Raw genomic sequence first — 5,767 nt, forward strand, 5'->3', positions numbered from 1 at the left:
CGCTGAGGGAGCTGATGGGCCGGCGGACCGCCTGACCGGAGCGCCTACTCGGCGGGCTCCGCCGGGACGCTGCGGCGGGCCATGAGGCGGTCGAACTCGGTCCAGACGCCGACCTCGCCGTGCCATTGCCCCCGGGTCGCCGCCTTGGAGTACTCGGTGGACCGGGCCTCGAAGAAGTTGGCGTGCTCGACGCCGCTCAGCATCGATTGCAGCCAGGGCAGGGGGTTTTCCTTCGCGCCGTAGATCTCCGGCAGCTTGAGCTGGCGCAGGCGCCAGTCGGCGATGAAGCGGATGTACTGCTTGATGTCCTCGGGGTTCATGCCCTGGACGGGACCCATCTCGAAGGCCAGGTCGATGAACTTGTCTTCCATCTCGACCACGGTCCGGCAGCAGTCGACGATGTCGTCGGCGACCGCCTGGGTGACCGCGCCGGTCTCCTTGTTGAAGGCGTGGTAGAGCTTGATGATGCCTTCGCAGTGCAGGCTCTCGTCCCGCACCGACCAGCTGACGATCTGGCCCATGCCCTTCATCTTGTTGAAGCGCGGGAAGTTCATCAGCATGGCGAAGCTGGCGAACAGCTGCAGCCCCTCGGTGAAGCCGCCGAACATGGCCAGGGTGCGGGCGATGTCGGCGTGGGTGTCGACGCCGAACTGCTGCATGTAGTCGTGCTTGTCGCGCATGGCCTGGAAGTCGAGGAAGGCCGTGAACTCGGCGTCGGGCATGCCGATGGTCTCGAGCAGCAGGGCATAGGCCGCGATGTGGATCGTCTCCATGTTGGAGAACGAGGCCAGCATCATCTTCACCTCGGTGGGTTTGAAGACGCGGCTGTAGCGTTCCATGTAGTTGTCGTTCACCTCGACATCGGACTGGGTGAAGAAGCGGAAGATCTGGGTGAGCAGGTTGCGCTCACGGTCGGTGAGGTTGACCGCCCAGTCCTTGAGATCTTCGCCCAGCGGGATCTCCTCGGGCATCCAGTGGACCTGCTGCTGCTTCTTCCAGAACTCGTAGGCCCAGGGATAGCGGAACGGCTTGTAGGCGAACGAGGGCGTCATCAGCCCCGGAAGGCTGCGGAGGCCCGGGTTGGAAAGGGGGCTGGACGGGCGGACGGACATGGACGGCACGAAGCTCCGAAGCGTGAACCGCCACGTTGCGCTAGATGTGGTAGGTCGTAAAGCGCCCGGCCGCTCTATCTTGGGGTTTTCCACGAGGATGTGATCAACTGTGGACGGCGGCTCAGGCCGCGAACGCGCGCCAGACCAGTTGCGCGCCGGTGAGGATCATCAGGGCGTAGACCAGCCGGTAGAACGGCTCGGCCGGCACGCGGCGCACCAGCCAGACGCCGGCCATGGTCGAGAGGATGGCGACGGGGGCGAGGGCCGCGGCGGTGAGCAGGTTGTCCGGCGTGAACTGGCCGAGCGCGATATAGGCCGGGACCTTGATCCAGTTCACCGCGGCGAAGAACACCGCCGTGGTGCCGGCCAGGGCGGCGGGCGAGAGCCCCTGGGGCAGCACCCACATGGAGAACGGCGGCCCGCCGGCGTGGGCGATCTGGCTGGTGAAGCCCGAGGCGGCGCCGAAGGCCGCGCCGACGATGGGATTCGACCCCCCGGGCGCGGTGATGGCGCCCCGCCGCTCGACCCAGATGCGCTGCAGGGCGAACAGGATCGAGAGCGCGCCCAGCAGGCCCAGCACCACATTGACCGACACCTGGGCGGCCAGGAGATAGCCCAGCAGGATGCCCAGCGCAGCGGCCGGCAGGGTGATCAGGATGATCCGCCGATCCCAGACGCTGCGGAACGCCCAGACGCCGACCAGGTCCTGCAGGATCAGGATCGGCAGCAGGATGGCCGCCGCCTGGACCGGCGAGATGATCAGCGCCAGCAGCGGCATGGAGACCGCGCCGACGCCCGAGAACCCGCCCTTGGACAGGCCGAGCAGCACCACGGCCGGGACGGCCACGGCATAGAAGACGGGATCGGTGATCATCGGCGGGCCACCACCGTCTCGACCTTCAGAAATTTTGTGCTACAATAAATCATGCGGTTCGACGCCGACAAGGACCAGCGCAACCGCGCAAAGCACGGTCTGTCACTGGCCCGGGCGGCCGATCTGGATTTGCGGAAGGCCATGGTGGACGCCCGACACGACTACGGTGAAACGCGGTTCATCGGCTACGGCCTTCTGGACGATCTGCCGCATGTTCTGGTGTTCACCCTTCGCGACGGCGAGGTCCGGCCGATCCGTCTTCGCCGCGCGCACATCAGGGAGTACAGTCGACATGTCCCGTGATCCGACTCCGACCGGCCTGCGCCGGTTGCCCGAACCCGCGCTGGACGACCCCGACAGTCCGGAACTGACCGAGGCTGATTTCGCGGCGATGCGGCCGGCCGAGGCGGTCTTGCCGCCCGGCGTGATGGCCCAGTTCCCGAACAGCCGGGGGCGGCCTCGCACGGCGACGCCCAAGGCCCATGTCTCCCTGCGTCTCGCGCCGGATGTTTTGGCCCACTACCGGTCGCTGGGAAAGGGCTGGCAGACCCGGATCGAGGCGGTGTTGCGGGCCGAGATGGAGACCGGAAAGCGGACCTGAACCGCCCGCCCTTGCCTTCCGTCCCGCTCGGCGCGAGCCTGACGGGACAACAGGAAGGAAACCCCATGGTCGAGGATCTGCCGGCGGTGATCGCCGAGCTGGAGCAACTGCTGAAGCTGCGCTCCATCCCGTTCGGCATGAAGCTCTATGAGCGGCGCGAGGAGATGGAGGCGATCCCCCGCATCCGCCGGCCCAAGTCGGTGCACACGCTGGACCAGGTGGTGGGCCAGGCCTCGCGGCTGGGCTGGACCGTGGGGATCACGGCGGAAGACCTGGTGGGCGCGCAATGCCGGGCGGTGGTGGGCCTGGGCGGCGCCAAGACGCCGGAGTGGACCTCGGGCCGCCACATGACCGGCGTCTGGTTCGAAACGGAGGCGGACGCGACCGCCCACCAGCAGGCCATGGCCTGCGTGCCCGACGGCCGCTACGAGGCGCTGGCGGTGGGGCCGCTGAGCTCGGGCAAGATCGTCGACCCGGATATCGCGCTGTTCTACGCGACGCCCGGCGCGATGATCTATTTCATCAACGGGCTGCAGTGGTCTGGCTACAAGCGCTTCGACTGGAGCGTGGTGGGCGAAAGCGCCTGCGCCGACAGCTGGGGCCGGGCGCTCAGCAAGCGCGAGCCGAGCCTCTCGATCCCCTGCTTCGCCGAGCGCCGCTATGGCGGGGTGCTGGACGACGAGATGCTGATGGCCACGCCGCCGGAGCACCTGGTCAAGGCGATCGCGGGGATGCGGGCGCTGTCGAAGAACGGCTTCCGCTATCCGTTCCCGCAGTACGGCGTGCAGCAGGACGTGCGCGCCGGCATGGCCGCCAGCTACGGCTGAGGGGTTCAGGCCTCGCCGAACTCCGGCGCCAGCGTCTCCCGCAGCTCCGGCGCGCCGAACTCCCGCGCCAAGGCCTCCCGCAGCTCCGGCGAGCCGAGCGTGGAGCCGAGGGCCCCGCCCTGCCCCAGGACATATTCGGGCGGCGCGACCTCGGGCCCCTCGCCCGGCGGCAGCGGCGGGGTGTAGTAGCCGAGCGCAAAGCCGCCCATGGCGTAGCCGATCAAGGCCTGCAGGTCGGCCGGCAGGGTGCGGGCGATCTCCGGCGGACAGGAGAGGTACTGGTTCTCCTCCTGGCGGAGCCAGCCCAGGGCATAGGTGATGTTGAGGCCCCAGCGGTCCATATCGCTCTCATTGGCGCCGCCGCCGTGGAACACCGAGCCGGTATAGACCAGCACCGAGCCCTTGCGCATGGTCGCGCGGCCGATCTCGTGCGGCTCGGGGTCGCGATCATCCGACCAGTCGACCGAGCCCGGAACCACCTGGGTGGCGCCGTTGGCCTCGGTGAACTCGGTCAGGGCCCAGATGGTGTTGAGCTGGGGCTCCACGTGGCTGAGATTCTTGCCCCAGGCCCAGCGGTCGCGGTGGATGGCCTGGGCCGGCTGGCCCGGCATGATGCGGATCAGCTGGGTCAGGTGCAGCTGGTAGCGCTGGCAATTGGGCAGCAGGAAACCGTCGCAGAGCGCGCGGATGCGGGGGTCCATCACCGCCGTGCGGGCGATGGGCGAGCGGGCGACCAGGGCGCCGGTGCGGGTGGTCTTGCGGCCGCTGAAGCCGTCGCGGCCGGGCTGGGTGGCCTCGACATAGGGCCGCAGTTCCTCGCGGAAGGCGTCGGTCGCCTCGGGCGTCAGCATGTCGTCGAGGATCAGGGCGCCGTCGCGGGCCAGGACCTTGAGGACCTCTTCGGCAGGGGTGTCGGCGGGCAGGTGGATGAGCTCGGGCATGGCTGGGCCTCCGGTCAGGATTGTGCGTTGGGGAGCAGCGGGGTGATCAGCGCCGCCAGGGTCTGGCGCTGGCGGGCGGCCGGCCACTGGTCGGGCTCGACGGTGGCGCGCACGCCGACCCCGTCGACGGCGGCGACAATGGCGTCGGCGATCAGGTTGGCGCGGGCCGGCTCAAGGCCGCCGTGAGTCATGAGGGTCTCGGACAACGCGTCGGTGATCCGGACGTAGTAGCCGCGATGAATCTCGGCGAGGCGCGGCGTGTGAATGGCGCGGCTCCAGAAGGCGAGCCAGACCCGCCATTCGCCGCGGGTCTCGTCATCCAGCGGCAGCAGTTCCCCGCAGAGCGCGATCAGCGCGTCCTTGAGCGACAGGCCTGGTGGGCGGCGCCAGACGTCGGGATCGAGGATGCGCCGGACCAGTTCCTCCAGCGCCGCGATCAGCACCTCATCCTTGCCGTCGAAATAGTGGGTCACCGCCCCGGTGGTGACGCCGGCGGCGGCGGCGACATCGCGCAGGCGGGTCGCGTCCAGCCCGGTTTCGCCGATGACCTGGATCGCGGCGTCGGCGATGGCCTGCTTCTGCGCGACGATGTCGACTTGTTTTGGCATAATGGTGATTATGTTAAAACGCCAGGCCGGAGTCAAGCCGGCGTTCGGACGGTCGCCTCTGGGCGAGTCTAGAGGAGGATCGGCCCCAGGGTCAGCGCCAGCAGGACCACAGCGACCACCGCCAGGATCAGTCCCGCGCGGGGATTGTCGCCCAGGATCGGCGGGCGGCTGGGCCTGGGCGGCGGGCGGCGCTTCTCGGCCTCCCGCGCCTTGCGATAGCGGGCGAGGTCGGTGACTTGGCGGTCGTCCGGCTTGCGGGCCATCTAGAGCCTTTCACGTTCAGATGGAATCATCTGAACGGGGTGAAACAGGCTCGAAATCAAGAATTTAGAGCGTCTTATCATCCGAGAACCGGTTCCCACTTTTCGGAAGACGCTCTAGCCCAGGGCTTCCAGGTCTTCGGTCGAGATGTCGGCGTTGGACCAGACGGTCTGGACGTCGTCGTCGTCTTCCAGGGTCTCGATCAGCTTCATCAGCGTCGCCACCGCGTCGCCGGTCACGGGGGTGAGCGCCTTGGGCCGCCAGGCCAGCTGGGTGGACTGCGCGACGCCCAGCGTCGCCTCCAGGGCGGCGGCGACCTCGGAGAGCGAGGCGAAGGCGGTGTAGATGGTGTGGCCGTCCTCGTCGGATTCGACATCGTCGGCGCCGGCCTCGATGGCGGCTTCCATCACCGCATCCTCAGACCCGGCGGAAGGCGCGTAGACGATGCGGCCCACCCGGTCCCACATGAACGAGACCGATCCGGTCTCGCCCAACGCGCCGCCGCACTTGGTGAAGGTGGAGCGCACCGTGGAGGCGGCGCGG

The 5,767-nt window shown here is 68.5% G+C and carries 9 protein-coding genes; 3 read left to right on the plus strand and 6 right to left on the minus strand.

Annotation, left to right across the window (positions count from 1 at the left end):
- Nucleotides 1–44: 44 nt before the first annotated feature.
- Both ACIQ3R_RS14305 and ACIQ3R_RS14310 read right to left on the minus strand, forming a co-directional pair.
- Complete coding sequence (locus ACIQ3R_RS14305) at nt 45–1,112, minus strand: ribonucleotide-diphosphate reductase subunit beta (RefSeq protein WP_397419533.1); 1,068 nt, start codon at nt 1,110–1,112, stop codon at nt 45–47.
- Between the two features lie 121 nt (nt 1,113–1,233).
- Complete coding sequence (locus tag ACIQ3R_RS14310) at nt 1,234–1,986, minus strand: sulfite exporter TauE/SafE family protein (protein ID WP_397419534.1); 753 nt, start codon at nt 1,984–1,986, stop codon at nt 1,234–1,236.
- A 51-nt stretch (nt 1,987–2,037) separates the two neighbouring features.
- Here ACIQ3R_RS14310 and ACIQ3R_RS14315 point away from each other — a divergent pair, with 51 nt between their 5' ends.
- From ACIQ3R_RS14315 to ACIQ3R_RS14325, 3 genes are all read left to right on the plus strand, one after another.
- Nucleotides 2,038–2,289 (plus strand): BrnT family toxin, encoded by a 252-nt coding sequence (locus ACIQ3R_RS14315; protein WP_397419535.1) that lies wholly within the window; start codon nt 2,038–2,040, stop codon nt 2,287–2,289.
- The gene (locus ACIQ3R_RS14320; RefSeq protein ID WP_397419536.1) at nt 2,279–2,587 is read left to right on the plus strand and encodes a BrnA antitoxin family protein; all 309 of its coding nucleotides are present in this window, start codon (nt 2,279–2,281) and stop codon (nt 2,585–2,587) included. The genes ACIQ3R_RS14315 and ACIQ3R_RS14320 overlap by 11 nt, the downstream gene beginning before the upstream one ends.
- A 65-nt stretch (nt 2,588–2,652) precedes the next feature.
- The gene (locus tag ACIQ3R_RS14325) at nt 2,653–3,414 is read left to right on the plus strand and encodes a DUF169 domain-containing protein (protein WP_397419537.1); all 762 of its coding nucleotides are present in this window, start codon (nt 2,653–2,655) and stop codon (nt 3,412–3,414) included.
- Between the two features lie 5 nt (nt 3,415–3,419).
- On the opposite strand, the gene ACIQ3R_RS14330 is transcribed toward ACIQ3R_RS14325, so the two are convergent.
- The 4 genes from ACIQ3R_RS14330 to ACIQ3R_RS14345 all read right to left on the minus strand — a co-directional run.
- Complete coding sequence (locus ACIQ3R_RS14330) at nt 3,420–4,355, minus strand: phytanoyl-CoA dioxygenase family protein (protein WP_397419538.1); 936 nt, start codon at nt 4,353–4,355, stop codon at nt 3,420–3,422.
- A gap of 14 nt (nt 4,356–4,369) precedes the next feature.
- On the minus strand, nt 4,370–4,963 hold the full coding sequence (locus ACIQ3R_RS14335) for a TetR family transcriptional regulator C-terminal domain-containing protein (RefSeq protein ID WP_397419539.1): 594 nt from the start codon (nt 4,961–4,963) through the stop codon (nt 4,370–4,372).
- Nucleotides 4,964–5,031: 68 nt separating this feature from the next.
- Entirely contained in the window at nt 5,032–5,226 is a 195-nt protein-coding gene (locus ACIQ3R_RS14340; protein WP_397419540.1) for a hypothetical protein, read from the minus strand.
- Between the two features lie 114 nt (nt 5,227–5,340).
- Nucleotides 5,341–5,767, minus strand: a 427-nt coding sequence (locus tag ACIQ3R_RS14345; protein WP_397419541.1) for a YebC/PmpR family DNA-binding transcriptional regulator, incomplete at its 5' end; no start/stop codon positions are given.

This window comes from Phenylobacterium sp. (genome assembly GCF_044371015.1).
Classification (GTDB): Bacteria; Pseudomonadota; Alphaproteobacteria; order Caulobacterales; family Caulobacteraceae; genus Phenylobacterium.

Bases quoted from the DNA above. Each gene is read 5' to 3' on its own strand.
- ACIQ3R_RS14305 (WP_397419533.1), bottom strand. From the start codon at position 1,112: ATGTCCGTCCGCCCGTCCAGCCCCCTTTCCAACCCGGGCCTCCGCAGC.
- ACIQ3R_RS14310 (WP_397419534.1), bottom strand. From the start codon at position 1,986: ATGATCACCGATCCCGTCTTCTATGCCGTGGCCGTCCCGGCCGTGGTG.
- ACIQ3R_RS14315 (WP_397419535.1), top strand. From the start codon at position 2,038: ATGCGGTTCGACGCCGACAAGGACCAGCGCAACCGCGCAAAGCACGGT.
- ACIQ3R_RS14320 (WP_397419536.1), top strand. From the start codon at position 2,279: ATGTCCCGTGATCCGACTCCGACCGGCCTGCGCCGGTTGCCCGAACCC.
- ACIQ3R_RS14325 (WP_397419537.1), top strand. From the start codon at position 2,653: ATGGTCGAGGATCTGCCGGCGGTGATCGCCGAGCTGGAGCAACTGCTG.
- ACIQ3R_RS14330 (WP_397419538.1), bottom strand. From the start codon at position 4,355: ATGCCCGAGCTCATCCACCTGCCCGCCGACACCCCTGCCGAAGAGGTC.
- ACIQ3R_RS14335 (WP_397419539.1), bottom strand. From the start codon at position 4,963: ATGCCAAAACAAGTCGACATCGTCGCGCAGAAGCAGGCCATCGCCGAC.
- ACIQ3R_RS14340 (WP_397419540.1), bottom strand. From the start codon at position 5,226: ATGGCCCGCAAGCCGGACGACCGCCAAGTCACCGACCTCGCCCGCTAT.